The sequence below is a fragment of the Streptomyces sp. NPDC102402 genome (assembly GCF_044765765.1).
Taxonomy (GTDB): domain Bacteria; phylum Actinomycetota; class Actinomycetes; order Streptomycetales; family Streptomycetaceae; genus Streptomyces.
Window position 1 is genome coordinate 102806 of record NZ_JBIWKR010000016.1, and the last position, 24238, is coordinate 127043.

26 protein-coding genes are annotated in these 24238 nt (G+C 70.4%); 11 read left to right on the forward strand and 15 right to left on the reverse strand.

Annotated elements, in window-relative coordinates:
- Positions 1–147: 147 nt before the first annotated feature.
- The 4 genes from ACIRJR_RS31445 to ACIRJR_RS31460 form a co-directional block, all read right to left on the reverse strand.
- Positions 148–444 carry a DUF4229 domain-containing protein gene (locus tag ACIRJR_RS31445; RefSeq protein WP_403786912.1) on the reverse strand — a complete coding sequence of 99 codons (297 nt, stop codon included), beginning with the start codon at positions 442–444 and terminating at the stop codon, positions 148–150.
- Positions 445–566: 122 nt separating this feature from the next.
- Positions 567–1094: a GNAT family N-acetyltransferase gene (locus tag ACIRJR_RS31450; RefSeq protein WP_403786914.1), complete on the reverse strand. Its 528-nt coding sequence runs from the start codon at positions 1092–1094 to the stop codon at positions 567–569.
- A 148-nt stretch (positions 1095–1242) separates the two neighbouring features.
- A complete protein-coding gene (gene mqnE / locus ACIRJR_RS31455) occupies positions 1243–2406 on the reverse strand; it encodes an aminofutalosine synthase MqnE (protein WP_103760160.1) in 1164 nt (387 codons plus the stop codon).
- Between the two features lie 90 nt (positions 2407–2496).
- On the reverse strand, positions 2497–2952 hold the full coding sequence (locus tag ACIRJR_RS31460; RefSeq protein WP_403786916.1) for an Lrp/AsnC family transcriptional regulator: 456 nt from the start codon (positions 2950–2952) through the stop codon (positions 2497–2499).
- A 122-nt stretch (positions 2953–3074) separates the two neighbouring features.
- On the opposite strand from ACIRJR_RS31460, the gene ACIRJR_RS31465 reads away from it, so the two are divergent.
- Positions 3075–3224: a hypothetical protein gene (locus ACIRJR_RS31465; RefSeq protein ID WP_403786918.1), complete on the forward strand. Its 150-nt coding sequence runs from the start codon at positions 3075–3077 to the stop codon at positions 3222–3224.
- Between the two features lie 10 nt (positions 3225–3234).
- On the opposite strand, the gene ACIRJR_RS31470 is transcribed toward ACIRJR_RS31465, so the two are convergent.
- Positions 3235–3918 carry a UbiX family flavin prenyltransferase gene (locus tag ACIRJR_RS31470; RefSeq protein WP_403786920.1) on the reverse strand — a complete coding sequence of 228 codons (684 nt, stop codon included), beginning with the start codon at positions 3916–3918 and terminating at the stop codon, positions 3235–3237.
- 95 nt (positions 3919–4013) lie between these two features.
- Here ACIRJR_RS31470 and ACIRJR_RS31475 point away from each other — a divergent pair, with 95 nt between their 5' ends.
- The gene (locus ACIRJR_RS31475) at positions 4014–4619 is read left to right on the forward strand and encodes a rhomboid family intramembrane serine protease (RefSeq protein WP_403786922.1); all 606 of its coding nucleotides are present in this window, start codon (positions 4014–4016) and stop codon (positions 4617–4619) included.
- On the opposite strand, the gene mqnP is transcribed toward ACIRJR_RS31475, so the two are convergent.
- Complete coding sequence (gene mqnP, locus ACIRJR_RS31480) at positions 4609–5520, reverse strand: menaquinone biosynthesis prenyltransferase MqnP (RefSeq protein ID WP_403786924.1); 912 nt, start codon at positions 5518–5520, stop codon at positions 4609–4611. The two genes, ACIRJR_RS31475 and mqnP, sit on opposite strands and share 11 nt — an antisense overlap.
- Positions 5517–6974, reverse strand: coding sequence for a menaquinone biosynthesis decarboxylase (locus tag ACIRJR_RS31485; RefSeq protein WP_403786926.1), 1458 nt, complete (start codon positions 6972–6974; stop codon positions 5517–5519). The genes mqnP and ACIRJR_RS31485 overlap by 4 nt, the downstream gene beginning before the upstream one ends.
- Positions 6975–7063: 89 nt before the next feature.
- Between ACIRJR_RS31485 and ACIRJR_RS31490 the strand changes: the two genes are divergently transcribed.
- Entirely contained in the window at positions 7064–7486 is a 423-nt protein-coding gene (locus ACIRJR_RS31490) for a PLD nuclease N-terminal domain-containing protein (protein WP_403786928.1), read from the forward strand.
- 51 nt (positions 7487–7537) lie between these two features.
- Here the strand turns inward: ACIRJR_RS31490 and ACIRJR_RS31495 are convergent, their stop codons facing one another.
- Positions 7538–7975, reverse strand: a complete 438-nt coding sequence (locus ACIRJR_RS31495) for a MarR family winged helix-turn-helix transcriptional regulator (RefSeq protein WP_403786930.1) — start codon at positions 7973–7975, stop codon at positions 7538–7540.
- Between the two features lie 174 nt (positions 7976–8149).
- Here ACIRJR_RS31495 and ACIRJR_RS31500 point away from each other — a divergent pair, with 174 nt between their 5' ends.
- From ACIRJR_RS31500 to ACIRJR_RS31515, 4 genes are all read left to right on the forward strand, one after another.
- Complete coding sequence (locus ACIRJR_RS31500; protein WP_403786932.1) at positions 8150–8845, forward strand: type 1 glutamine amidotransferase domain-containing protein; 696 nt, start codon at positions 8150–8152, stop codon at positions 8843–8845.
- A complete protein-coding gene (locus tag ACIRJR_RS31505) occupies positions 8842–10167 on the forward strand; it encodes an aldehyde dehydrogenase family protein (RefSeq protein ID WP_403786934.1) in 1326 nt (441 codons plus the stop codon). The genes ACIRJR_RS31500 and ACIRJR_RS31505 overlap by 4 nt, the downstream gene beginning before the upstream one ends.
- 304 nt (positions 10168–10471) lie before the next feature.
- Positions 10472–12586: a hypothetical protein gene (locus tag ACIRJR_RS31510; RefSeq protein WP_403786936.1), complete on the forward strand. Its 2115-nt coding sequence runs from the start codon at positions 10472–10474 to the stop codon at positions 12584–12586.
- Positions 12579–14159, forward strand: a complete 1581-nt coding sequence (locus ACIRJR_RS31515; protein ID WP_403786938.1) for an ABC transporter substrate-binding protein — start codon at positions 12579–12581, stop codon at positions 14157–14159. Before ACIRJR_RS31510 ends, ACIRJR_RS31515 begins: the two co-directional genes overlap by 8 nt.
- A 70-nt stretch (positions 14160–14229) precedes the next feature.
- Here ACIRJR_RS31515 and ccsB read toward each other — a convergent pair whose 3' ends face one another.
- From ccsB to hemL, 7 genes are all read right to left on the reverse strand, one after another.
- Positions 14230–15309, reverse strand: coding sequence for a c-type cytochrome biogenesis protein CcsB (gene ccsB / locus ACIRJR_RS31520; protein ID WP_403786940.1), 1080 nt, complete (start codon positions 15307–15309; stop codon positions 14230–14232).
- Positions 15306–17018 (reverse strand): cytochrome c biogenesis protein ResB, encoded by a 1713-nt coding sequence (locus tag ACIRJR_RS31525; protein ID WP_403786942.1) that lies wholly within the window; start codon positions 17016–17018, stop codon positions 15306–15308. The genes ccsB and ACIRJR_RS31525 overlap by 4 nt, the downstream gene beginning before the upstream one ends.
- A gap of 4 nt (positions 17019–17022) precedes the next feature.
- The gene (locus ACIRJR_RS31530) at positions 17023–17787 is read right to left on the reverse strand and encodes a cytochrome c biogenesis CcdA family protein (protein ID WP_403786944.1); all 765 of its coding nucleotides are present in this window, start codon (positions 17785–17787) and stop codon (positions 17023–17025) included.
- Positions 17784–18389, reverse strand: coding sequence for a TlpA family protein disulfide reductase (locus ACIRJR_RS31535; RefSeq protein WP_403786946.1), 606 nt, complete (start codon positions 18387–18389; stop codon positions 17784–17786). Before ACIRJR_RS31535 ends, ACIRJR_RS31530 begins: the two co-directional genes overlap by 4 nt.
- Before the next feature lie 67 nt (positions 18390–18456).
- Complete coding sequence (locus tag ACIRJR_RS31540) at positions 18457–19713, reverse strand: hypothetical protein (RefSeq protein WP_403786948.1); 1257 nt, start codon at positions 19711–19713, stop codon at positions 18457–18459.
- Positions 19714–19885: 172 nt separating this feature from the next.
- Positions 19886–20575, reverse strand: a complete 690-nt coding sequence (locus tag ACIRJR_RS31545; RefSeq protein WP_403786950.1) for a histidine phosphatase family protein — start codon at positions 20573–20575, stop codon at positions 19886–19888.
- A complete protein-coding gene (hemL, locus tag ACIRJR_RS31550) occupies positions 20572–21879 on the reverse strand; it encodes a glutamate-1-semialdehyde 2,1-aminomutase (protein ID WP_403786952.1) in 1308 nt (435 codons plus the stop codon). The genes ACIRJR_RS31545 and hemL overlap by 4 nt, the downstream gene beginning before the upstream one ends.
- A 292-nt stretch (positions 21880–22171) precedes the next feature.
- On the opposite strand from hemL, the gene ACIRJR_RS31555 reads away from it, so the two are divergent.
- The 4 genes from ACIRJR_RS31555 (at position 22172) to ACIRJR_RS31570 (ending at position 24217) form a co-directional block, all read left to right on the forward strand.
- Complete coding sequence (locus ACIRJR_RS31555; protein WP_403786954.1) at positions 22172–22780, forward strand: hypothetical protein; 609 nt, start codon at positions 22172–22174, stop codon at positions 22778–22780.
- Between the two features lie 72 nt (positions 22781–22852).
- Positions 22853–23206: an STAS domain-containing protein gene (locus tag ACIRJR_RS31560; protein ID WP_403786956.1), complete on the forward strand. Its 354-nt coding sequence runs from the start codon at positions 22853–22855 to the stop codon at positions 23204–23206.
- Between the two features lie 82 nt (positions 23207–23288).
- Positions 23289–23774 (forward strand): ATP-binding protein, encoded by a 486-nt coding sequence (locus ACIRJR_RS31565; RefSeq protein ID WP_403786958.1) that lies wholly within the window; start codon positions 23289–23291, stop codon positions 23772–23774.
- Between the two features lie 71 nt (positions 23775–23845).
- Positions 23846–24217, forward strand: a complete 372-nt coding sequence (locus ACIRJR_RS31570) for an STAS domain-containing protein (protein WP_403786960.1) — start codon at positions 23846–23848, stop codon at positions 24215–24217.
- The last annotated feature ends 21 nt before the right edge of the window (positions 24218–24238 follow it).

The following is a 24238-nucleotide window of genomic DNA, read 5'->3' on the forward strand; positions in this document are numbered from 1 at the left end:
CTGCATCTTTGAGAACCTCAAAGGTCCACTTCTTGATCATTTTTGCCACCGCCCCCCGGACATGCCGAAACCCCGGTACGGGAGCGGCTGCTCCGGTCCGGGGCTTGGTCCGTGCGGGGTGCGGGTGTGAGGAACCTTACGCGGCGCCTACTGGGTGAGGCTGTCCTCGCGGGTGCGGTTCGCCTCGAGCCTGGCCTTCGTGCGGTCGACCGACGAGACGAGCTGCTCGGACATCTCGTCGCGCTGCTTGCGCAGCAGGACGAAGCTCAGCGGCGCGGAGAGCACCAGGCCGAGGAGGAGGACCCAGACGACGTTGGAGCCGCCGACACCCGAGGGCAGCACGCCGAAGTGGACCGCCACACCGGAGACGAAGAAGCAGCCGACGAAGATCAGCAGGCGCATCGCGGTGTACCGGATCGTTGCGCTCGGCTTGACAGCGGACACGGCTGGCCTTCTCTCTACGTCCGACGTTCCTGCGGTCGTGCAGTCTGGATCCTGCCCGACCAGTGAAGCATGCCCCGAATTCGATCAGTTCGCAGGGTTCCCCGCAGGGGCCGCGCCCGCTTCTACCGGAAGAGCGGCAGCAGCATGATGATGTCGTCGCGGTAGTCGTCCTCGGCGACCCGGATGGCGTCCGGGACCCGGCCCACCTCCTTGTATCCGCAGGAGGCGTAGAAGCGGTCGGCGCCGGTGCCGCCGCGGCAGGTGAGCCGGATGGCGCGGATGCCCTCGATCCCCTGGGCGGCGTCGGCCGTGGCCGCCATCAGGTCGCGGCCGTAGCCCTTGCCCTGGTGGCGCGGATGGACCATCACCGTGTAGGCCCCGATCCAGTGGCGCATGAGCCGGTGGGTGTTGTGGATGAGGAAGGCGGTGGCCGCCACCGCGCCGTCCCCGTCCCGGCCGACGATCAGGTGGGTGCGGCCCTCGACGATCCCGGCGAGGTGCTTGACCAGCTCCGGCCTGACCTCGTCGCCGGTGACGGGCGGGACGAAGCCGACGGCTCCACCGGCGTTGCTGACGTCGACCCAGAGCGCGGTGATGCCGTCCCGCAGAGCTCGGTCGAATGCGGGATCCACTTCAAAAGTAAGCGCCATAATCGAAGATTAACCCTTACGAAGAAGGCCCTTCAAACCTGTCCACCACGCGAGAAAGCCCCGGCCGGGGGACGTCAGGCCAGGGCTTTCACACAGCGGGCGCCCGGAACACCGCGACGGGCGCGGGGCGTCGGGCGGACGCGGGGCCTCAGACGCGCATCGGCTGCGGCGTCTCGCGCCGGCCGGCGTCGGGGCCGGGGTACTCGCGCAGGATCTCGTACCGGGTGTTGCGCTCCACGGGCCTGAAGCCCGCGTCGCGGATGAGGTCCAGCAGGTCCTCACGGCCGAGCTTGTTCGGGGTGCCGTAGTCGTCCGCGTCGTGCGTGATCTTGTATTCGACGACCGATCCGTCCATGTCGTCCGCACCGTGCTGGAGGGCGAGCTGCGCCGTCTGCACTCCGTGCATCACCCAGAACACCTTGACGTGCGGGACGTTGTCGAAGAGCAGCCGGGAGACCGCGAAGGTCTTGAGCGCCTCCGCGCCGGTCGCCATCGACGTCCGCGCCTGGAGGGTGTTGCGGACCTTGCCGTCCTTCATGTCCACGAAGTCGTGCTGGTAGCGCAGCGGGATGAAGACCTGGAAGCCGCCGGTCTCGTCCTGCATCTCCCGCAGCCGCAGCACGTGGTCGACGCGGTGACGGGGCTCCTCGATGTGCCCGTACAGCATCGTCGCGGGGGTCTTGAGACCCTTCTCGTGCGCGAGCCGGTGGATGCGCGACCAGTCTTCCCAGTGGGTGTTGTGGTCGACGATGTGCTGGCGGACCTCCCAGTCGAAGATCTCCGCGCCGCCGCCGGTCAGCGACTCCAGACCGGCCTCGATCAGCTCGTCGAGGATCTCGGAGGCCGAGAGTCCCGAGATCGTCTCGAAGTGGTGGATCTCCGTGGCCGTGAACGCCTTGAGCGCGACCTCCGGCAGGGCTTCCTTGAGCGCGCTGAGGGAGCGCGGGTAGTAGCGCCACGGAAGGGTGGGGTGCAGCCCGTTGACGATGTGCAGCTCGGTGAGGTTCTCGCCGCGCATCGCCTGCGCGAGGCGGACGGCCTCCTCGATGCGCATCGTGTACGCGTCCTTCTCGCCCGGCTTGCGCTGGAACGAGCAGTAGGCACAGGACGCGGTGCACACGTTGGTCATGTTGAGGTGACGGTTGACGTTGAAGTGGACGACGTCGCCGTTCTTCCTCGTACGCACCTCGTGGGCGAGCCCGCCGAGCCACGCCAGGTCGTCGGACTCGTAGAGCGCGATCCCGTCCTCGCGGGTCAGCCGCTCGCCGGCCCGGACCTTCTCCTCCAGCTCGCGCTTGAGTCCAGCGTCCACTAGGGCGCCTCCCATATCTCTACGTAACAGACTCCCGCCACCGTACTCCCCCGCCTTCCGGGCCCCGGCACCCCCGTCCCCGCCCGACGGCTACTCCTCGTCGGGAAGTTCCCCCACCCGGTTCTCCCACTTGGTGGAGAGCACGACGGTCGTACGGGTCCGCGAGACGCCCTTGGTGCCGCTGAGCCTGCGGATCGTCTTCTCCAGACCGTCCACGTCGCCGACCCGCACCTTGAGCATGTACGAGTCGTCGCCGGCGATGAACCAGCAGTCCTCGATCTCGGCGAGGTCCTTCAGCCGGTGGGCGACGTCCTGGTGGTCGGCGGCGTCGGAGAGCGAGATGCCGATCAGCGCGGTGACGCCGAGTCCCAGCGACGCGGAGTCCACGGTCGCGCGGTAACCGGTGATGACACCGGCGGTTTCCAGCCGGTTGATGCGGTCGGTGACGCTGGGCCCGGAGAGCCCCACGAGCCGTCCCAGCTCGGCGTACGAGGCCCTGCCGTTCTCTCTGAGGGCCTGGATGAGCTGCCTGTCCACCGCGTCCATATGACTGAAACCTTCCATTGTTCAGCAGTACCGCGAGCTTACGTGTAGAATTTAAGGCACAACAGGGGTTACACCCTGCGAATCTTTCTCATCATCCATGAAATGCTTTCGAATCTTCAGGAGTGAACAACACCGTGTACTCGATCGAGATGGCCTACGCCCGGATGCGCGAGCTGCAGGACCTGGCCAACCGCTCGCGTGCCCACCAGCCCGCCGCCGCCCTCCGCGTCGACCGGGCCCGCGCCCCGCGTCCCGGCCGGAAGAAGCGCTGACCCCGCGAGGTCAGTCCCGGGCGGCACCACCGAGCTCCCCTTCCCAGCGGCGGTACAGCTGGTGCGGCACTCCCGCCGCGTCCAGCACCCGCCCGGCGACGAAGTCCACCAGATCCTGGATGTGCGTCGCCCCCGCGTAGAACGCCGGAGAGGCGGGCAGCACCACGGCGCCCGCCTCGTCCAGCGCGACCATCTGCTTCAGGGTCTGGCCACTGAGCGGTGTCTCGCGCACGGCCACGACCAGCTTCCGCCGCTCCTTGAGCGTCACGCTCGCGGCCCGCTGGAGCAGGTCCTTCGAAAGGCCCAGCGCCACCCCGGCCACGCACGCCGTCGACGCCGGGACGATCAGCATCCCCTTCGCCGGGTACGACCCCGAGGACGGACCGGCCGCCAGATCGCCGGCCGCCCAGTGGCGTACGCCCCCGATGTCCGGCCGGAAGGTGTCCGGCCTGCCGTCAGCGCCCCGCGCCAGCCAGCTCCGCAGGTCCTCCCGCCAGTGGGCGTCGCGGAAGGCGATCCCCGTCTCGTCCAGGAGCGTCAGCCGCGAGGCGCGGCTGACCACCAGGTCGACGCACTCCCCGGCGGCCAGCAGCCCGCGCAGCACCGAGGCCGCGAAGGGCGTGCCCGATGCACCCGATACCCCCACAATCCAAGGCCTGCGCTGCTGCTGACTGTCTGAAGTCCCGGCTCTCACACCTCCGAGCCTATCCGGCGCCCCGCTCCAGGAACTGAGCCAGGGGCTCCGCACGTTGCACCCGATGAGGGAACAGCCATGGACAGGGGGTGACCATGACGGTCACACGCACGAGCGCCACCGCGCGGGCCGTCACGGCCGGCGGGGTCATGATCGCCTGGATCGCCCTGCTGTGGCTGCTGGAAGGCGTCGACATGGTGACGGGCAACTCCCTCGACACCTATGGCGTCAGCCCGCGCGAGCCCTCGGAGCTGGCGGACGTCGTGCCGTCCGCGTTCCTGCACAGCGGCTGGGAGCACGTGGCCTCCAACACCGTCCCCCTGCTGGTGCTCGGCTTCATCGCCGCCCTCGGCGGGATACGCAGGCTCGCCGCCGTGGTCCTCGTGGTGATCGTGACGTCCGGCCTCGGCGTCTGGCTCACCGCGCCCCCGAACACGGTGACGCTCGGCGCGTCCGGCGTGGTCTTCGGGCTATTCGGCTACCTGCTGGTCCGCGGCTTCGTGGACCGGCGCCCCCTGGACGTCGTCGTCGGCGTGGCCGTCGCCGCGGTCTACGGCTCCCTGCTCTGGGGCGTGCTGCCGACCGACTCGGGCATCAGCTGGCAGGGCCATCTCTTCGGGCTCGTGGGCGGGGTGGTGGCGGCGTTCGCCTTCCGCCGCCCCCGCCGCCCCCAGGGTCCGAAGGGCTACGTCACGGTGTGAGGCCCCGCACCAGCAGGTCGAGGAGCGCACAGGCGAAGAGCGCGATCCCGATGAAGCCGTTGACCGAGAAGAAGGCCCTGTTCAGCCTGGACAGGTCGTGCGGCCGCACGACCCGGTGCTCGTACACGAAGGCCACGGCGACGATCGCCATACCGATCCAGTAGAAGATCTCCGCGTCCGTCGCCAGCCCGAACCACACCAGCAGTCCGGTCGTCACGACGTGGCAGACCCGCGCGCCCCAGAGCGCGGCCGGGATCCCGAACCGGGCCGGGAAGGAGAGCACCCCGTGGGCCCGGTCGGCCCGGACGTCCTGACAGGCGAAGATCAGGTCGAAGCCGCCGATCCAGATGCCGACGGCCAGCCCCAGGATCACCGCGTCCCACGACCAGCTGCCGGTCACGGCCAGCCAGGCGCCGATCGGGCCGATGGCCTGGGCGAGCCCCAGGATCGCGTGCGGGAAGTTCGTGAACCGCTTGCCGTACGGGTAGACGACCATCGGCACGACGGCGACCGGCGCGAGGACCAGACAGAGCGGGTTCAGCAGCGCGGCTGCCGCCAGGAAGACGACGACGGCCACGATCGCGCCGGTCCACGCCGACTTCACCGTGACCGCGCCGGTCACCAGCTCCCTGCCCTCCGTACGCGGATTGCGGGCGTCGATCTCCCGGTCGATGATCCGGTTGGCGGCCATCGCGAACGTCCGCAGCCCGACCATCGCGACGGTCACGAGCAGCAGGGTGCCCCAGTGGATGTTCTCGTCCAGCTGGAACATCGCGGTCAGCGCGGCGATGTACGCGAAGGGCAACGCGAAGACCGAGTGCTCGATCATCACCAGCCGCAGGAACGCGCGGGGTTTGCTGCGCGGCTGCGGGACAGCCGCGGCCGAGGCCGATGCGCTCACAGGCCGTACTCCTTCCACCGGCGGTCGACCTTCGCCGCCGTCTCCGGGTCGGACTCGACCATCTCCGGCCAGCCCCCGTCCCGCGTGTACCCCTCCTCGGGCAGCTTGCGCGTCGCGTCGATGCCCGCCTTCCCGCCCCAGAACTGCTGGTAGGAGGCATGGTCGAGGTGGTCCACGGGCCCCTCGGTGACCGTCAGGTCCCGGGCGTAGTCGGTGTTCCCGAGCGCGCGCCAGGCGACCTCGTGCAGGTCGTGGACGTCGCAGTCGGAGTCCACGACCACGATCAGCTTGGTCAGCGACATCATGTGCGCGCCCCAGATGGCGCTCATGACCTTCTGGGCGTGCTTCGGGTACTTCTTGTCGATCGACACGATCGCGCAGTTGTGGAAGCCGCCCGCCTCGGGCAGGTGGTAGTCCACGATGTCGGGCACGATGATCTTGAGCAGGGGCAGGAAGAACCGCTCGGTCGCCCGTCCCAGCGGACCGTCCTCGGTGGGCGGCCGGCCCACCACGATCGACTGCAGCAGCGGACGCTTCCGCATCGTCACGCAGTCGATCCTCAGCGCGGGGAACGGCTCCTGCGGGGTGTAGAAGCCGGTGTGGTCGCCGAACGGCCCCTCGGGCAGCATCTCGCCCGGTTCCAGCCAGCCCTCGATGACGACCTCGGCCTGGGCCGGGACCTGGAGCGGGACCGTCTTGCAGTCGACCATCTCGATCCGCTTGCCCTGGACGAAGCCGGCGAAGAGGTACTCGTCGATGTCCCCGGGCAGGGGCGCGGTGGAGGCGTAGGTGACCGCGGGCGGGGCACCGAACGCGATGGCGACGGGCAGCTTCTCACCGCGCCTGGCGGCGACCTGGTAGTGGTTGCGGCTGTCCTTGTGGATCTGCCAGTGCATGCCGATGGTGCGCTTGTCGTGGCGCTGCAGCCGGTAGAGCCCGAGGTTGCGGATCCCCGTCTCGGGGTCCTTGGTGTGGGTGAGGCCCAGGTTGAAGAAGGAGCCGCCGTCCTCGGGCCAGGTGAAGAGCGCGGGCAGCTGGTCGAGGTCCACGTCGTCGCCGGTCAGGACGACCTCCTGGACCGGGGCGCTCTCGGACTTCACCTTCTTCGGCGGGAGGTGGGTCACCGCGCCGAGCTTCCCGAACGCCTCGCGGATGCCGACGAACCCCTGCGGGAGTTCCGGCTTGAGGAGACCGCCGATCCTGTCGCTGATCTCGGCGTAGGACTTCAGTCCGAGCGCCTTGAGGAGCCGCCGGTCGGTCCCGAAGACATTCATGGCCAGGGGCATGGACGCCCCCTTGACGTTCTCGAAGAGCAGAGCGGGCCCGCCCGCCTTGTTCACCCGGTCGACGATCTCGCCGACCTCCAGATACGGGTCGACCTCGGCCTTGATGCGCTTGAGATCGCCCTCGCGCTCCAGAGCTCGGAGCAGGGAGCGAAGATCGTCGTAAGCCATACGGTCAAGTATCGGACACCCGCTACCCTGGGCCCGACAGCGGGGGCGGTCCGTGCGCCTCCTCACCTCACCTCGGGGGATCTTGCACGATGCTCAGGGCCCTGATCTTTCTCCTGCCGCTGGCGCTGACGATCTTCGCGTTCATCGACTGCCTGAACACCCCCGAGGACGAGGCGAAGCACCTGCCGAAGGTGGCCTGGGTCTTCATCATCCTGCTGTTCTGGATCGTCGGCCCGGTCGTCTGGCTGGTCGCGGGCAAGGTGCGTACCGCGCCTGCCGAGGGCCGGGCGTCCTCGGAGTGGCCCCGCAGGCGCCGCACCACGTGGGTGGCGCCCGACGACAACCCGGACTTCCTCAAGTCGCTGAAGGACGAGAGCGGCAAGGACGAGGGCGAGAAGCAGGAGTCCCGCCTCGAGGACTGGGAGGCGGACCTGCGCCGCCGCGAGGAGGAGATCAAGCGCCGGGAGTCCGGTGCCGGGCCCGAGGACCAGGCTCCGCCGGCGTCCCCCTGAGCCGGCCCCGTCGCCTCTGGGCTGCGCGGCCCGCCCGCGAGGCCGCGGGGGTCAGGACAGCAGGCGCCCCAGCCGGTCGAGCAGGGGCAGCAGCGCGGTGCGCTCCTCGGGGGTGAGGGCTTCCAGCGCGCCGTGCACCACCCTCATCTCGGCGCGGATGCGCCGCGCCAGTTCCGTGCCCTCCTCCGTGCGGGAGGCCACCTTGGAGCGGCGGTCGCCGGGCGCGGGCGTACGCGTCACCAGGCCGCGGGCCTCCATACGGCCGATGAGGCCGGTGGCGTTGGACGCGTCGCACACCAGATGACCGGCGAGCACGCTCATGGGCATGGGCTCGGTGAGGGCGATCAGCGCACGGGCCTGCGAGGTGCTGAGACCGTGGCGGCCCGCGACGGCGGTGAGGTCGTCGTGGTGACCGCGGACGACGACGGCGAGGGGTTCCAGAAGTTCGTCCGGCGTAGGGACGGCGCGGGGTGCCGGTTCCTTCGTCATGGTCGGTCATCCTTCGATCGGCAGGCGTGGTCCACAGGCCGGACCAGGTCCGCCACGCACCCGCATTCATTTGACATGCTCAACTTTGGCCCGTTACATGAACGGTATTGCTTGAGCATATCAAGCTTCATGTCCACGCGTCGTACGTCTCGCGTCTCGTAGGGAGCACCCCCCATGACCTCCGTACTCTTCGTCCTCACCGGTGCCGACCACTGGACCCTCAACGACGGCACCGCCCATCCCACGGGCTTCTGGGCGGAGGAGCTCGCGGCCCCGCACCGCGTCTTCGCCCAGGCCGGCTTCGACATCACCGTCGCCACCCCGGGCGGCGTCGCGCCCACCGTGGACGCCGGCAGCCTCGCCGCCGAGGCCAACGGGGGCCAGGAGCAGGCCGACGCCGTCGCCTCCTACCTCGCCTCGATCGACGAGACGCTCCGCATCCCCGCCCGGCTCGAGGACGTGGTCCCCACCTCGTACGACATCGTCTTCTACCCCGGCGGCCACGGCCCCATGGAGGACCTGGCCGTCAACGAGGCGTCCGGACGCCTGCTCACCGCCGCGCTGGACTCCGGCACCCAGGTGGGCGTCCTGTGCCACGCGCCCGCCGCCCTGCTGCCCGCCCGCCGCGAGGACGGCAGCTGGCCGTTCGCCGGCTACCGGATGACGGGCTTCAGTAACGCCGAGGAGACCCAGGCCGGCTTCGCCGCCAAGGCGCCCTGGCTGCTGGAGAGCCGCCTCACCGAGCTCGGCGCCGACTACGCCGCGGCCGAGCCGTGGGCGGTGCACACCGTGCACGACCGCAACCTGCACACCGGCCAGAACCCCGCCTCCTCCGAGCAGCTCGCCCGCGAGATCCTGGAGGCCCTGTGAGCACCGCCGCACCCGTGCGGGAGACCCCCGCCGACGTCGTCGCGCGCCTCCGCGCGGCCTTCCGCACCGGCCGCACGCGCGACCTCGCATGGCGGACCGACCGGCTGACCCGGCTCCGCGCACTGCTCACCGAGCGGGGCGACGAGCTGGCCGAGGCGCTCACCGCCGACCTCGGCAAGAGCCGCAAGGAGGCCTACCGGACCGAGATCGACTTCACGGTCCGCGAGATCGACCACACCCTGGAGCACCTGGCGGACTGGCTGCGCCCCGAGCCGGCCCCCGTCCCGGCGGCCCTGGCGAAGGCCACCGCGAGCACCGTGCAGGACCCGCTCGGCGTCGTCCTCGTCATCGCGCCCTGGAACTACCCGGTGCAGCTCCTGCTCGCACCGGTCGCGGGAGCACTCGCCGCCGGCAACACCGTCGTGGCGAAGCCGAGCGAGCTGGCGCCCGCCACCTCGGCCGCCCTGGCCCGGCTGCTGCCCGAGTACCTGGACGGCGACACGGTCACCGTGGTGGAGGGCGGGATCCCGGAGACCACCGCGCTGCTCGCCGAGCGCTTCGACCACATCTTCTACACCGGCAACGGCACGGTCGGCCGCATCGTGATGACGGCCGCCGCCCGGCACCTCACCCCGGTCACCCTGGAACTGGGCGGGAAGTCGCCCGTGTTCGTCGACCGTGACACGGACCTGAGGACGGTGGCCGCCCGGCTCGCCGCGGGGAAGTTCCTCAACGCCGGCCAGACGTGCGTCGCCCCCGACTACGTCCTGACCGACCCGGAGACGGCGCCGGCCCTGGCCGACGCGCTCGCCGCCGCGGTCGAGTCCCTCTTCGGGCCGGACGCGGCGGCCCACCCGGAGTACGGCCGGATCGTGAACGAGCGTCACTTCGACCGGCTCGTGGCGCTTCTCGGCTCCGGCCGCACGGTGACGGGCGGCAGCCACGACCGCTCCACGAAGTACATCGCGCCGACCGTGCTCGCCGACGTGGCGCCCGACTCACCCGTGATGAGCGAGGAGATCTTCGGCCCCGTGCTGCCGATCGTGACGGTCGGCGGCCTCGACGAGGCCATCGGCTTCATCAACGACCGGGACAAGCCGCTGGCCCTGTACGCGTTCACCACCTCCCCCGCCGTACGGGAACGGCTGCTGGCCGAGACCTCGTCCGGAGGGGTGGGCCTCGGGCTGCCGCTGGCCCACCTGACCGTGTCGGACCTGCCGTTCGGCGGCGTCGGCGAGAGCGGCATGGGCAACTACCACGGCCGGTACTCCCTGGAGACGTTCAGCCACCGCAAGGCGGTCCTGGACACCCCGCTGGCCTGACGGGCGCGGGCGGCCTGGACGCTCCGCGGCTCACCGCCGCCCCCGAAGAGGCCGGACCGGCCCTCGCCGCGGGGGCGGCACCGGTCCCGTCGGGGGCGGCATCTCGTCCAGCGACGGGGCGGCACCTCGTCCAGCGACGGGGGCGGCACCTCGTCCAGCGACGGCCCAGGGCCGAGGGCCCTGGGAGCCCCTGGGAGCCCGGCCGCCGCGCCGATCGTCCGAAAACCTGCACTCTCCTCCAACTCCCCTTCGATACCCTTGTGTTGACGGAGTGGCGGGGCGGACGTCGGTGCTGGGGGGTGCTGTGGAGCGAGAGCTGTACGGGCGCGAGGCGATCTTCGGTGACGACGGACTTGCGGCACGCCTGACCGGCCTCACTCCGCACGGCTCCCGCAGGGTCGTCTGCGAACACCGCGACGACCCGCCGGTCGCCGTGCTGACCGGCGGCCGGGGCATGGGCAAGACGGCCGTGCTCAAGCAGCTCCGCCATCTGTACCGGGAGATCACCCCGATCGCCCTCGTGGACTGCGAGGCCGTGCTGCCGCCCGCCGACCCCGGCCCCGGCTGGACCCCGGTGACAGCGGTGCTGCCGGAACTGGCCACCCAGCTCACCGCGCGGGTGCACGCGGCCCGCCCCGTGCAGTTCCCCCGGCTGAGCCTGGGCCTGGTGGCCGTGGCCTCGGTGTCCTGGCGGCAGGAGGACGAATCGCGTGCCCAGCGCGATCTGCAGTCGCTCGGCCCGGTACTGGCCACGCTGGACTCACGGAGCGACGCCGCGACGGGCTGGGTCACCAAGGTGCTGACGAAACTGGCGGCGGCGGCTTTCGACTCCGTGGCGCCCGTGGCCGGCCTGGTCGCCGAGGCGACCGTGGAGACGGTCCTGGAGGAGACGTTCAGCCGGTCCCAGAGGCGTTCGGCCCAGTGGTACGGCACCTACGCGCACGCGGGCGGCAACGGACGCGTCGGCCTGCGGCAGCTCGCGGTCGACTTCGAGCGCGGCGGGGACCTGCGCCGCCGCGCCGAGGACCGCCTGGTGCTCGCCCTGGTCGCGGATCTCGTGCAGGCCTACCGAGGGGTGGCGCGCGGTGCCCGGCGGGGCCGTCCGGTCCTGCTCCTCGACAACGCGCACACGGCGCTCGGCCGGCATCTGGTCGAGCCACTGCTGCGGCGGCGCACGGACGGTGAGCGGGACCAGATCGCGGTCTTCGCGTCCTCCCGGGTCCGGGACCACGCGGGGCTGAGCCACGCGGTCCGCCGACGGCTGCCCGAGGTGGCGCACGCGTCGCACTGGGCGCGGGGCACGGAGGTGACCTCCGGGATCCTGGCCGTCGGCCTCACCTCCCTGGACGCGGCCCATGTGCGGTCGGCGCTCGACCGGCACGATCCGCGGGGCCGCACCCCCGCCGGACTGGCGCGCGGGGTGCACCGGCTGACGGGCGGCCGCCCGCTCGGGGTGGAACTGCTGGCACAGGCCGCGGGCCAGGCGCCGGACCCCGGATCCCTGGTGCCGGGGGCGCTGCTGGACAGCACGGTGGCACTGCGGGAGGACCGGTCGCCGGTGCGGGTCGCCGAGGAGCTGCTGGAAAGGCTGCTGCCCGGGCAGCGACTGGATGTACTGAGCGTGCTGGCCGCCGCGCACGGCGAGGGCTCGGCCCGGCTGCTGGCCACCACACGGCTGCGCGGGCAGTCGCTGGACGGCGATGTGGCCCTGCGGGTGCGGGACCTGCTGCGCGCGGAGGACTGGCAGGTGGGACCGGAGCACTTCGTCGCCGACCCGCTGCTGCGGGCCCTGCTGCTCCACCGGCTGCGCTTCCAGGACGACGACCCGCCGTACTACGCGGTGTGGCGCGCGGTGCACGAGACGCTCCGTTCGGCGTACGCGGCGGCCGGTGGCAGTGGGCCGCACCGGCTGTACCAGGACATGGTGCTGGGCGGGACGGAGGCCTGCGTGACGCAACTGCGCGTGCAGTTCGCGCACCCGGACGTGACGCAGTGGATCGACGCCCTGCGGTTCATCGCCTCGGCGCCCTTCCCCCGCCCGCCGGGCGGCACCGGCCCCGATCCACGACGGGCCGTCGCACTCGGCCGCGCCGTGACGACCGACGAGGAACGGGCCGCGCTCGCCGGGCTCGACGAGCGGGCGGCCGAACTCCACCTGCAGCTGAGGCGGTTGCTCCACGCCGTATGGCTGCTGTCCGATCCACTGGCCCTGCCGGACGAAGAGGTGATCGACAAGATGGCGCACGAACTGCGGCAGTTGTCCGGCAGGCATCCGACGGGACACGCGGAGCTCTGGGACGCGGCCACGCACTGGCCCCGCGACCTCCGGGACTGGCGGGCGCTCTCCATGCCGCCCGGCGAACCCGGACCGGACGGAAGCGGACCGTACGGCCGCCGGGCCGGTGGTCCCGATGCGTAACCCGCTGCGCTACCGGCTGTGGTGGACCACTCGGCAGAAGATCCTCACGTCGGTCGTGGTGGGCGCCCTGCTGGTCACGGCCGGCTGGTACGGCGTGGACCGGCTCACCACACCCGAGGACCGCTCCTGCGCCGCGGGCGTCGCACGGCCCGAGGGCAGCGACGAGTGCATCGGGGTGTCCGGAACCGGCTACGACTTCGGACGCTCCCAGCTGACGGCCGTCGCCGCGGCGATCGGCCGGGAGAACAAGTCGCTGAAGGCGGACAGCTATGTGACGGTGGCCCTGCTGCTCCCGCTGACCTCGACCGAGTCGTCCATGCGGACGAAGGTGCTGCACGAGCTCCAGGGGGCGTACGCCGCCCAGTACGCGGCCAACCACGACGCGAACGGAAAGGTTCCGCACATCCGCGTGGTCCTCGCCAACACCGGCACCAACAGCGTGCGGTGGCAGCCGGTGGTGGACCGGCTGAAGAAGATGACGGACGCCCCTGACCGGCTGCGCGCGGTGTCGGGCGTCGCGATCAGCAGCACCCATACCAAGGAGGCGGTGAAGGCGCTGACCGGCGCCGGGATTCCGGTCGTGGGCTCCACGATCACCGCTGACGACATCGCCAACGGGCCGGGGCCCGATGACAATCCGTTCCCCGGGCTGGCCCGGGTCTCGCCGACCAACAACGACGAGGCACGCGCCCTCACCTCGATCGGCGGGGTGCGGGCGGACAAGGCGCTGCTGGTGCAGGACACCCGGAAGGGCGACCACTACACGGACACCCTGAAGTCGGCGTTCAACACCCTGCTGGAGGGCTCCCGGTACGAGCCGCAGCTCTTCACCTCGCGTGAGGACCCGAACGACGAGGGGTTCACGGCCAACACCTTCGAGCAGATCACTCACCTGATCTGTGACACGGACGCGGAGACGGTGTACTTCGCCGGCCGCCATGTGCAGTTGCGCCAGTTCATCAACGCCCTGGGTGCGCGCGGCTGTCAGAACCGGGCCTTCCTCGTCCTCACCGGCGACGAGGGCTCGTACCTCGGGAGCGACAAGAAGCTCGACCGGGACGCGCTGCGGCGCAAGGTGACCGTCCGCTACGCCGCACTGGCGCACCCGGACACCTGGCCCGCGACGGCGGCGGCGACGAAGAAGGAGAAGGGCGGAGAGCTCACGGGGGGTTCGGAGAAGGACTACCAGGCGTTCACCGATCTGCTGGCCAGGCTGGAGAAGAAGCCGGCCGGGCCCATCGGGCCGACAGCGAAGGACGACCTGACGGACGGCCAGGTGATCATCGCCCATGACGCGATGACCCTGGCGGTGGCTGCGGTCCGGCGGGCGACGGACGGGAAGCAGTTGCCGGCCCTGGAGGAGGTCGGCACCCAGTGGCCCCTGACGAAGGGTTCCCAACAGCGGGTGAACGGGGCCAGCGGCTGGATCTGCCTGGACAACCACGGCAACCCGCACAACAAGGCGGTGCCGCTGGTGGAGCTGGCGGCCGACCCGCCCCACCAGCGGTTCGCGGCGCTGGCCTGGCCGGAGGGGAAGCCGCCGGAGTCGACGTGCCTGACGCCGTCCTCGTAACCGTGACCCGGACACGGCGACTGCCCGCGCCCCGGTCGGGGGCACGGGCAGTCGTGGTCGGCCCGCGGGCTCAGACCCCCGCGTAGGAGTGCTTGCCGGTGACGAAGATGTTCACGCCGTAGTAGTTGAAGAGCCAGCACCCGAAGGCGATCAGCGCCAGGTAGGCCGCCTTGCGTCCCTTCCAGCCGGCCGTCGCGCGGGCGTGCAGGTAGCAGGCGTAGGCGACCCAGGTGATGAAGGACCAGACCTCCTTGGGGTCCCAGCCCCAGTAGCGGCCCCAGGCGTCGCCCGCCCAGATCGCGCCCGCGATGATCGTGAACGTCCACAGCGGGAAGACGGCGGCGTTGATGCGGTACGAGAAGGTGTCCAGGGTCTTCGCGGCGGGCAGCCGCTCCAGGACCGAGGTGGCGAACTTCCCGGGCGTGCCACCGTTCGCGATCTTGTTCTCGTAGCTGTCGCGGAACAGGTAGAGCAGCGTGCCGACGGCGCCGAGGTAGAAGACCGCGCCGCAGATGATGGCGGTGGAGACGTGGATCCACAGCCAGTAGGAGTGCAGCGCGGGGACGAGCTGGTCGCTGTCGGTGTAGAGCGTGGTGGTCGCGATGCCGAGGTCCAGCAGGACCGTGGTGACCAGCAGCAGGCCGATCCAGCGGACGTTCTTCCGCAGCGCCAGGAGGATCAGGTAGGCCCCGACCGCCACCGTGGAGAAGGTGATCGAGAACTCGTACATGTTGCCCCAGGGGGCCCGCTGCACCGACAGGGCGCGCGCGACGACTCCGCCCGCCTGGACGGCGAAGGCGACGACGGTCAGGGAGACCGCGATCCGCCCCCAGAGGTCGCCCTTGAAGGTGCCGCCCGCGGCGCCGGGGCCGTCGGGGACGTCCCGGGTCCCCGCCGCCGAGCGCGTGACGACCTGGGGGCGCTCCAGCACGGCGGTGCTGCCGCCCTTCTGCGCGACCCGCACCTCCACCGCGGCGTCGGAGCCCGTACCGGTCAGCGCGGCGGCCGTGCGGCCGACCTTGCTGCGGCTGCCGAACACCCACTCCGCGATGTGTGCGAAGAAGGCCAGGGTGTAGACGGCCATCGACGAATAGATCAGCACATTGCTGGTGTGTGCCAGGTTCTCGTTGGTTGCGGCGGCGAGATTCACTTCTCAGCCCCTTCGGCAGGTGCTTCGGCAGGTTGTCCGGGCTCGGTCTCGGGCGCGGGGTCAGGTGCGGGGTCGGGCGCGGTGGGCGCCACGGTGTGGAGCGCGACGGCCAGGTCGCCCAGCTCCTCGGGCAGCTTCGCGGACTCGCTGCGGCCCAGGCCCGCCATCTCGACGACGGTGACGCCGTCCGCGCCGCGCACGGCCCGGACCCACACCCGGCGGCGCTGGATGAACAGCGACCCGGCGAGCCCGAAGATGGCCGCGATCGCGCCGCCCAGCGCCCAGCCGGCGGCGGGCTGACGGGAGATCTGGAAGCTCGCCCACTCCTCGACGCTCTCGAAGGTGATCGAGCCCGCGCCGTCGGGGAGCTTCATGGTCTCGCCGGGGCGCAGCCGCTTCTTGAGCTTGTCGCCGTTGCCGTCCTTGAATTCCTTCATCTTGGACGTGTCGAGCTGGTAGACGTTCTGCGGCAGTCCGGAGTCGACGCCGAGGCTGCCGTAGTAGCCGTTGAGCGCGAGGACCGGGTAGTCGGCTCCGGGGTACTGGGAGAACATCGTGCCCTGGCCGTCACCGGCGAACGTCGGGACGAAGAAGGCCTGGAAGCCGAGCTGTTCCTTCTTGCCGGCGGCGTCCTTGTATCCGTCCATCACCTTGATGGCGCCGGTCGAGGTGACGTTGTTGTCGATGGGCAGCAGGGGCACGGCGGTCCGGTAGACCTCCTTGCCCTTGCCGTCCTTGACGGAGATGACCGGCGCGTAGCCGTGGGCGTTGAGGTAGACCTTGGTCCCGTCGACGACGAGCGGCTTGTTCACCTCGATGACCTTCTTCTTCGGCGCACCGTCCGCGCCCTCGGAGTACGTCACCCGGGCTTCGTAGGTCCGGGGGGTGCCCCGCTGCGGCCCGTTGCGCTCGTACGTGCCGACGAAGTCCTCCAGGTCGAAGCTGAAGGGCGCGAGGTCGTCGTTGTCGAAGAGCGAGCCGGACTTGAAGTCGTCGTACTGGGTGATCGTGTTGGCGAAGCCGTCGCCCTCGACGATCAGCTTGCCGCCCTCGGACTTGAAGAGCTGCCCGCCGGCGAACGCGACGAGCATGACGATCAGCGCGATGTGGAAGAGCAGGTTCCCGGTCTCGCGCAGATAGCCCTTCTCGGCGGCGACCGCGTCACCGGCCGTGTGCGAGCGGAAGCGCCGCTTGCGCAGGATGCGCAGGGCGGCCTCGCGGACCTCCTCGGGCTCGGCACCGGTGCGCCAGGTCGTGTAGGCGGGCAGCCTGGTCAGCGTCTTCGGTGCGCCCGGCGGGCGGCCGCGCAGCTGGCCGACGAACTGGCCGGTGCGCGGGACGATGCAGCCGATCAGCGAGACGAACAGCAGGATGTAGATCGCGGAGAACCACACGGAGCTGTAGACGTCGAAGAACTGCAGCTTCTCGTAGACCGGGGAGACCACGGTGTGGGCGTCCTTGAAGGTCTGCACCTTCAGCTCGTCCACGCTGTTCTGCGGGATCAGCGAGCCGGGGATCGCGCCGAGCGACAGCAGGAAGAGCAGGATCAGGGCGACCCGCATCGAGGTGAGCTGCCGCCAGAACCACCGGGCCCAGCCGATGACACCCATCGCGGGCACGGAGGACGCGGACTCCTCGCGCGGGGCGGTGGAGAGCTGTTCCCCGGCCTGGCCGAGGTCGCGCTCCTCCGTGGTGTTCGTGTTGCTCATGGACTCAGATCCCTACAGTGAAGCCGTTGGACCAGCTCTGTGTCTGCTGGATGAGCGCGTCCCAGGCGCCCGTCAGCAGGAGCAGCCCGGTCACGATCATCATGCCGCCGCCGATCCGCATGACCCATGCGTAGTGGCGCTTGACCCAGCCGAACGCGCCGAGTGCCCGGCGGAAGGCGATCGCCGCCAGGACGAAGGGGACGCCGAGGCCGAGACAGTACGCCACGGACAGGATCGCCCCGCGGCCCGCGGTCGCCTGGTCGAAGGCGAGCGTGTTGACGGAGGCGAGCGTGGGGCCGAGACAGGGTGTCCAGCCGACACCGAAGAGCGCGCCGAGCAGGGGCGCCCCTGCCAGCCCGGTCACCGGCCGTTTGTGGATGCGGAACTCGCGCTGCGTCATCCAGGGCATGAGGCCCATGAAGAAGATCCCCATGAGGATCATCAGGCCGCCGAGGACCTTGGACAGGGTGCCGCTGTACTCCTGGAGGGTCCCGCCGAAGAAGCCGAAGAGGGCGCCGCCGGACACGAACACGGCGGTGAAGCCCAGGACGAAGAGGGAGGCCCCCGCGACGGTCCTGCCGCGTCGGGCCTCCGCCAGGTCGGTGCCGCTGACCCCGGTGACGTAGCTGAGGTAGCCGGGGACCAGGGGCAGGACGCACGGGGAGAAGAAGGAGACGAGTCCGCCGAGCAGCGCGATGGGCAGCGCCACTATGAGGGCTCCGCTGAGGACCGTCTCGTTGCTCGCGGCGAGTTCCAGCACCGCGGTCACTTCTCGGCGACCAGCGGGTCGATCATCTCGCGCAGCTTGTCCGCGTCGAGCGCCGCGAGCGAGCGGGAGGCGAGCTTCCCGTCACGGTCTATCACCACGGTGGAGGGGATGGCCTGCGGGTTGAGCGTGCCCTTGGGGAAGCGCAGGAGCAGCTTGCCGGTCGGGTCGTAGAGGCTCGGGTAGGTGACACCGAAGTCCTCCTCGAAGCTGATGGCGAGGCTCTTCTGGCTGTCCCGGGTGTTCACGCCGACGAACTGGACACCGTCGCCCTTCGTCTCCTGGGCGACCTTCTCGAAGTGCTTGGCCTCGGCGCGGCAGGGGCCGCACCACGATCCCCAGAAGTTCAGGACGACGACCTTGCCCTTGTAGTCGGCGACGTCGAGGTTCTCGCCGTCCAGGGTCGCGCCGTCGAGCTTCGGTGCCTCGGTGCGCTCGCCCTTGGCGACGGTGGAGATGCCACCGCTGCCGGTCACGAAGTTCGTGTTGCCGCCGCCGCCCGCCTTGGTGCCGTCACCACTGCACGCGGACAGGGTCAGGGCACCGGCCACTGCCGTGGCGGCGAGCAGGGTGAAGCGGCGTCGGGGTGCGCGGCCAGAGCTCATGTGAAAAGTTTCGCATGGCAGTTCCGGGGATCTTGCGCACCCCCCTCGGTGCCCGTAAAGCCCCTTGTCAGGCCTGTTTAAAGAAGGCGTTCCAGCCGCCGTCTGGAGCTTGACCGACCTGGAGCGTACGAAGCTTCGCGAGCACGGCCGGATCCTGTACGTCGAGCCAGTCGGCGAACTGCCGGAAGGAGACGAGGCGCACATCCGGCTTGCCCGCGATGTGTTTGAGCGCGTCCTCCACGGCGTCCATATAGATGCCGCCGTTCCACTCCTCGAAGTGGTTACCGATGTAGAAGGGCGCGCGGTTCGTCTCGTAGGCGCGGTCGAATCCGGCGATGTACGCCTGGGTGGCCTGGGTGCGCCACCCCGGATAACGCGAGGGCATCCCGTTGGTCGAGTTCTTCGACTGGTTGGCGAGGATGTTGTAGTCCATCGAGAGGACTTCGAAGGTATGGCCGGGGAACGGAATTCCCTGGAGCGGCAGGTCCCAGACGCCCTGGCGCTTCTCGGGCCACATCTGGGTGCCGCCGGGTGAGCTCGCGTCATAGCGCCAGCCCAGCTGTTTCGCCGTAGGGAGGAGATTGTCCTGGCCGAGCAGGCAGGGCGTACGGCCTCCGACGAGTTCCTTGCGGTAGTCGAAGGGCAGCGGGTCGAGATCCTGCCAGCCGGTGTTCGTCCGCCATTCGGTGACGAACGAGACCGCCTGGTCGATCTCGCTCTGCCATTGCGCGGGCGTCCAGTCGCCGACCGATCCGGAACCACCGCAGAAGTGCCCGTTGAAGTGGGTTCCGATCTCATGGCCGTCGAGCCATGCCTGGCGGACGTACTTCAGGGTCTGCTTGACGTGGTCGTCGGTGAGATAGCCGATGTCCGAGGCGCCCCGGGGGTTGTTGGGCGGCCGGTAGAGGGACTTCTTCGACTCGGGCAGCACATAGAGCCCGGAGAGGAAGAAGGTCATCGCCGCGTCGTGTTCCTCGGCGAGTTCGAGGAATCGCGGGAAGAGCCCGTTGCCGACCTCGCCCGCCCCGTCCCAGGAAAAGATCACGAACTGCGGCGGTGTCTGTCCGGCTTCGAGCGGGACCGGGGCGGTCGGCTGATTCGGCTGCTTTCCGGTGTCGGCCGTGGAGCCGTCACCGATCAGCCTGACCTGTTTTCCTGGAGGGCCTCCGCCGTTCCCGTGTGTCCCTTTACCGCCGTGGGACCCTTTCTCGGGCTCCTGGCGACCACCGCTGGAAGAACCGAGGGAGCCGCAGCCCGTCATCGACAGTGCGGCTGCGGCTCCGAGTCCGGCCCCCAGCAGGCCCCTCCGGTTGATTTCACGCATAGCGTCCCCATCTGCGGTCGTATTACCTCAAGGCCATACAAACTGGCGATGGCTTAGATGAGGAATGCAACACGTCGGTTCCGCCGATAATCATAAAAGTTGTCACGTGAACGGACCCTTACAGGTACTGCACATGACATACAGACCGGCGGTACGCGCGGGGCAGGGGCCTCTACGCCCCGAACGCCTTGGACTTCCCCTTCACCGGCTTCGCGCCCGCGAGCAGATGCGCCGGCACCAGGTCCCGGGCCGGCTCCGTGTAACCGACGGAGACGATCGTGTCGCCCTGGTACGTGAAGCTCGTCAGCGAGGCCAGGGTGCACTCCCGCTTGCGCGGGTCGTGCCACAGCCTGCGCCGCTCCACGAAGCTCCGCACGATCCAGATCGGCAGCTGGTGGCTGACACAGACCGCCTCGTGCCCGCGGGCCGCGTCACGCGCCGCGTCCAGGGCGCCCATCATCCGTACGACCTGCTCGACGTACGGCTCGCCCCAGGACGGCTTGAACGGGTTGGTCAGGTGCTTCCAGTTCCCGGGCTTGCGCAGCGCGCCGTCACCGACCCCGAAGGTCTTCCCCTCGAAGACGTTGGCGGCCTCGATGAGCCGCCCGTCGGTGGCCAGCTCCACGCTGTGGGACTTGGCGATGGGAGTGGCCGTCTCCTGGGCGCGCTCCAGCGGGGAGGCGACGACGTGGGTGATGTCGCGCTTCTCCAGGTGCTCCGCGACCCGGTCGGCCATCCGGCGGCCGAGGTCGGAGAGGCTGTAACCGGCACGGCGCCCGTAGAGGACACCGTCCGGGTTGTGCACCTCTCCGTGGCGCATCAGGTGGACGACGGTGATGTCCTTGTCGCTGTGCTCGCTCATGCGGTGGCCTCCGATGCGGCGCGGGCGGCGGCGGGCAGCGCCGCGGCGATCCGCTCGAGAGCCCGCGCGTCGTGTGCGGTGGACACGAACCAGGACTCGAAGGCGGACGGCGGCAGATACACGCCCTGCTCCAGCATCGAGTGGAAGAACGCGGTGAAGCGGAAGGCCTCCTGCTTCTTCGCGTCCTCGTAGTTCCGTACCGGCTCGTCGGTGAAGAAGACGGAGAACATGTTGCTCGCCGCCGACACCGTGTGCGCGACGCCCTCCTTGGTGAACGCCTCGCCGACCAGGGAGCGCAGCTCCGCGGAGACCGCGTCGACCTTCGCGTACGCCGCGTCGTCGAGCAGCCGCAGCTGGGCGAGGCCCGCGGCGGTGGCGACGGGGTTCCCCGAGAGGGTGCCCGCCTGGTAGACGGGGCCGGCCGGGGCCAGGTGGGCCATCACGTCGGCACGGCCGCCGAAGGCCGCGGCCGGGAAGCCGCCGCCCATGACCTTGCCGAAGGTCATCAGGTCGGGCCGCACCCCGTCGATGCCGTACCAGCCGGCCTTCGACGTACGGAAGCCGGTCATCACCTCGTCGGAGATGTACAGCGCGCCGTTGGCCGCGCAGATCTCCTTCAGGCCGGCGTTGAAGCCGTCCAGCGGCGGCACGACGCCCATGTTGCCCGGGGAGGCCTCGGTGATCACACAGGCGATCTCGCCCGGCTGCGCGGCGAAGGCCGCGCGCACGGCGTCCAGGTCGTTGTACGGCAGCACGATCGTGTCGCCCGCCTGGGCACCGGTCACGCCGGGCGTGTCGGGAAGGCCGAAGGTGGCGACCCCGGAGCCGGCCGCGGCCAGCAGGGCGTCGACGTGGCCGTGGTAGCACCCGGCGAACTTCACGACCTTGGCACGCCCGGTGAATCCGCGGGCGAGCCGGATCGCGGACATGGTCGCCTCGGTGCCGGACGACACGAGCCGCACCTGCTCCACGGGCTCGATCCGGGCGACGATCTCCTCGGCGAGCGCGACCTCGCCCTCACCCGGCGTACCGAACGAGGTACCCCGGGCCACCGCGTCCTGGACGGCCGCGATGACCTCGGGGTGCGCGTGGCCGAGGATCATCGGCCCCCACGAACACACGAGGTCGACGTACTCACGGCCGTCGGCGTCGGTGAGGTACGGACCCGTACCGGACACCATGAACCGGGGCGTACCGCCCACAGCCCGGAAGGCACGCACGGGGGAGTTCACGCCGCCGGGCGTCACGAGGGACGCACGGTCGAAAAGCGTCTGCGAAACTGGGGCTTCGTATGAATACGCCACTTTGGTCCTGATCTGCGATTCGGGGTTCGGGGGGCCTGGCCGGAATTCCCGGCCGCCGGTGAGCAGGGAGCGCGCTCTCCCCGTATGAGGCTCGTACAACGAAAGGGCGTCAGTCTCCTCGCGTCTGCGAAACTGGGGCGTCATAGGGAAAGCTCACACATGCCATGGTGTCAGAGGCGTCGACGGTCTTGCGGACAGGTGTTTCACCGCACGCCCGTGGGGGAGGTCACTGACGATGATCGGGTTGCGCGGCGGGGCTGTGTCTCCTAAGAAGTAGTCGGGTGGATGAGATATGCATCGCGGTGGCGGAGTGGGCGAAGGGACCGACGACCTGGGGCCCGAGCCTGCCCGGCGAGGGCGGCACCGGCGTGAGGCCGAGCGAGTACGGGACGACCGGGCCGAGCGGGTGCGGGACGACCGGGCGGATGGTGCCGATGGTTCCGGGAGCAGGAGCAGTGGACGGGTGGGGGTGACCTACAAGTACTTCGGTGCCCCTGACGGGGCCACCGCCGCGCGCGTGCCCATCTCCATGCGTCCTGAGGAGCTGGGCGGCGACGAGCTGGGCATGGGCGGCATGTTCAGCAAGATCAAGCCCGAGACGGTGGCGGCCATGGTCCTCACCGGGATACAGGGCATACCCCTGCACAAGGTCCCCCCGCTGGAGCTGGTCGTGCTCCACCCCGACTACGCGGTGGTCAAGCTGCCGATGACCGTGGTCGACCCGCTGCGGGACGTCGGCGAGGAATCGGTCGGTGCGGCGGCCTTCATCTGGTCCACGGTCCCGGACCGCGGCGGCCCGCGGGACGCCTTCAACGTCTACCAACTGCTCCACGAGTGGCAGGACTTCTCGCACCGGCTGCACGACGCGGGACACCAGGCGTACTGCCTGGTGTGGCCCTGATCCGGAGGCCCGGCAAGGGCGAAAGGGCAGGCGGGCTCCACACCTCAGCGCCGGTGTAGCACCATATGGCGCATGACGGCGGATGAACTGCGTGTGGTCGTGGAGGCCACGGACGACGGTGTCGTCCTGGTCCGTGTCCGGGGGAGCCTGGACGGATGGTCCGGCCCTTCCGGGCTGGTCGAGGCGCTGGAGGAGGCCGCCGGGCGTGGCGGGCGGCTGACCGTGGCCGATCTGTCCCTGCTGGAGTTCGCCGACTCGACGGGGCTGCACGCCTTGCTGAACGCCCAGCGCCGCCACGACGAGGCCGGGGTGCGGCTGGTTCTGGCCGGGCCACTGGGAACGGGTGTGCGCCGGCTCTTCGAGGTCTCGGGCACGCTCGGCGCCTTCACGTTCGCCGACACGGTGGACGCGGCGCTCTCATGCTGACCGGCCGCGGGCCGCGCCGGCCGGCAGCCGGTGCCCCGTCGGCGCGTGTGATCCGGGCCCGGTCGGGCAGGCGCAGAAGGTAATGGACGGGGAACGAGAAGTGCTGTGGGACGGCGTGCGTCCGGCCGATGGGCCGGTGGAGGCCGCCGGCCCGTACGCCATGAAGCGACCGGAGGACGCCGGTCACCTGCCCGGCGTTCCGAGGAACGCGGCCGCCGCGCGGGACGTCGTCACCCGGCTCCTGGAAGCAGAGTTCTGCGGGCTGGCCGGGGAAGGGCCGGCCGATGTCGTCGTCGCCGACGCCCTGCTCGTGACCTCGGAGCTGGTGACGAACGCCGTCCGGCACGGCGGCGGCCTCACCGGGTTCACGGCGGAGATCACCGACGACGGCCTCCTCCTCACCGTCGCCGATGCCAGTACGCGGGCGCCGGTCACGGCGGAGCGTGCCCCGGGCGTCGTCACGGTGGGCGGGTACGGCTGGCTGCTGGTGCGCAGGCTGGCGAAGCGGGTGTCCGTCACGTATCTCCCCGGTGGCAAGCACATCGTCGCGCTGGTCGCCCTCGCCTGAGCGGCGCCCGGCCGGCAGCTCCGTCCCCGCCCGGCCCTGCTCACCCGCGGACCGTTGGCATAATTTCCCGCATGGTCCGCGAGCCCCTCGACAACTCCTCACCGGCCGGCACGCCCGTGGTGGCGTCCGAAGGCGAGATCGGCGGCTGCTGGACGGTCCGGGCCCGGGGTGACATCGACTCGGACAGCGTCGATCCGCTCTTCATCGCGCTGTGGCAGGCCGTGGCCGGGCACGAGGTCGTCGTGCTGGAGGCGTCCGCGGTGACCTTCGCGGACTCGTCCTTCCTCAGCCTTCTCATCGAGGTGCACCAGCGGACGGATCTGCGCATCGCCGCACCTGGACCGGCCCTGACGCGGCTCCTGCGGACCGCGGGTCTCGACCAGGTGCTCCGGATCCATCCGTCGCTCGACGCCGCCCTCGGCAGGCCGCCGAGGGCCTCCTGACCGCCGGTCAGCCGCTCCTGA